Source organism: Nocardia salmonicida NBRC 13393 (assembly GCF_001613085.1).
Taxonomy (GTDB): domain Bacteria; phylum Actinomycetota; class Actinomycetes; order Mycobacteriales; family Mycobacteriaceae; genus Nocardia; species Nocardia salmonicida.
The window spans coordinates 1-2,022 of sequence record NZ_BDBR01000067.1; the positions used below are offsets into that span (position 1 = coordinate 1).

The 2,022-nt window shown below is 61.0% G+C and carries 3 protein-coding genes; 2 read left to right on the forward strand and 1 reads right to left on the reverse strand.

Features of this window, described 5'->3' with window-relative positions:
- Positions 1-238: 238 nt before the first annotated feature.
- A complete protein-coding gene (locus tag NS1_RS40640) occupies positions 239-856 on the forward strand; it encodes a hypothetical protein (RefSeq protein WP_157125604.1) in 618 nt (205 codons plus the stop codon).
- Here the strand turns inward: NS1_RS40640 and NS1_RS37080 are convergent.
- The gene (locus NS1_RS37080; RefSeq protein WP_157125605.1) at positions 841-1,365 is read right to left on the reverse strand and encodes a hypothetical protein; all 525 of its coding nucleotides are present in this window, start codon (positions 1,363-1,365) and stop codon (positions 841-843) included. The genes NS1_RS40640 and NS1_RS37080 overlap by 16 nt on opposite strands.
- Positions 1,366-1,605: 240 nt before the next feature.
- Between NS1_RS37080 and NS1_RS37085 the strand changes: the two genes are divergently transcribed.
- The coding region (locus tag NS1_RS37085) for a hypothetical protein (protein WP_062992217.1) at positions 1,606-2,022 on the forward strand (417 nt) is incomplete at its 3' end.

The window sequence follows — 2,022 nt, forward strand, 5'->3', positions numbered from 1 at the left end:
CGGCCAAGCCGCTGACTGTGCGTGCGCACGCCGACAGCGGTCGTGCGCACGCAAGACACCTATGACCGGTTGGGCCAGACAATGTTTCAACATGCGCATACCTGCCCGAACTATGCCGATGTGTGCCAGGCCACATCGACAGTGCAGGCCATCCGGTGTTGGATCGATGCACGGTTCGTTGCCAGGCATCACCTCTCGTGTATTCACTCCAGCGAAACCCACGTCCTTGGGGGGACCAGTGAACATCGATATCAGCTGCCCGCAATGCGAAAGCATCGACTTGGTCCAGAGCGTGCCCGCTGCCATGTCGGAGGGAACGCACAGCGGCTACAGCACCGGCATGCATGCCGGGTTCGGCGTCGCCCCGGGAGGAATTGTTCCCATTATCGGGACTTCTACCCGCGAGTTCAGCCACAGCTCCGCCCTCGCAAGGAGCTTGGCGTGGCGACCAATTCTGCCATCGGCGGGCCCGCTGTCGGCCCTCGGTACGGTCCTGATGTTCTTCGTTCTGATCATGTTCGGTTTGTGCAGTATCGGGTTGACCATGGATCCGTTGCCATCCAATCCGCTCCGGATGATGGCGTCACTGCTGGGCCTCTATCTGTTTCCGATCGTGCTGTCGATCCCGGTTGTAGCGATCTTGACCGTCGCGTTTAAGCGTGCGCGCCGCAACGGCAAGGTCGATGCCGGGCGCAACCGTGCGCGCGGTGTCTGGAGCCACGCCTACTACTGCCACCGATGTGGTGTCGCCTACTGGCCATACCCGACAGAACCTGGTATCCCCTACCGGGTCGCCCTCGCACCCAGCCAATTCCGTTGGCATGTCTGGAACACCGGCGGCTACGCCAAACTCTGACCGTCCGATTCCTCAGTAATTGGCATGACCTGCGGTTCCCTCTGGACCTCTGTGCGTCCAGGTCCCTGGGCAAATCCGGGGAGTAGACCGCGCTCCCGCAGATCAGGATTATTCGCTGTCCTATTGGACCCTCGGGCCGAGGCCATCAGTTGTCGCACTTGTTTGTTGGTCAATTCGAGAAGTTCACCGATGCTGTCATCGGACTCCCCCAAGTCGCGCATCGCCGCCACCGCGCCCGCTTGCTGACCGCGCCACTCAGTGACCTCGGCCTCGTACTCGTTTTCTAGCTGTTCGATCCGTTTGCGCAGCTCACTAACGCGCTGATCACGTAGCCCGGTGCACTTTCGGATCGATCCTGAAGCTTGCAGGTAGGTCTGGACCGCGTCCATCGTCGCGGTCTCGCGGCGTTCGGCTGCGTCACGCCGAACCTTCATCACGTTATGGACCTCATCCAAACGCCGACTCAATTCGGGATCGCGCTTGGAACGTCGTTGTTTGCCAGTAGGCATCTCAATCTCCTGAGAATGGCCCGACCAGCGGCTCTTCCATCGTCAGACTACGCCTGAGCCATGGGCGCTCGCCCAGCAATGGGGCGAACCACGCGCCAGAGCGGCCGCGCGTAGCACCGGGCGGTCTTCACCGCACTCCGGCACTGACCATTCGTCCGTCGCATCGTTTGCGCAGAAGGGACAACAATGACTCACGCCCTCAACAGGTTCGAACCGTCACCTCGCGAAATTGCGGGACCAGTGTTCACCGAGATCGTCACAACGACACTCACACAGCAAGACTGGGCCGAAGACGAGATCAGTCGAGCGCAACAGCGACATCCCGATGTCGCAGATGTGTTGCATCACAGCTTTTCGTTGTTGACCGCGACGCACGAACGGATGACCACCGAGTTCATTTATCGGGCCCATGCCCGGGCGCTGATCGAGCGGGTTGCGACCGGCGTCTTGACCAAGCCCGGGACCTCGGTGGAGGTTGTGTTGTTGCTGATGCGGGCCAGTCTCGTGACGCCGTTGAACACCACCGCGTTCGGCTTGTACTTGCGGATGTGGCGCCGAGCAGGACTGCCTGATCTGGGTGGTCCGATCGAGGACCTTGACGGGCACTACGAAGCCATCAGTGCCAGCGGGATCGATGAGTTCGAAGCGATCGCGCGT

Coding starts and splice junctions, on each gene's coding strand:
- NS1_RS37080 (WP_157125605.1), bottom strand. CDS start 1,365: ATGCCTACTGGCAAACAACGACGTTCCAAGCGCGATCCCGAATTGAGT.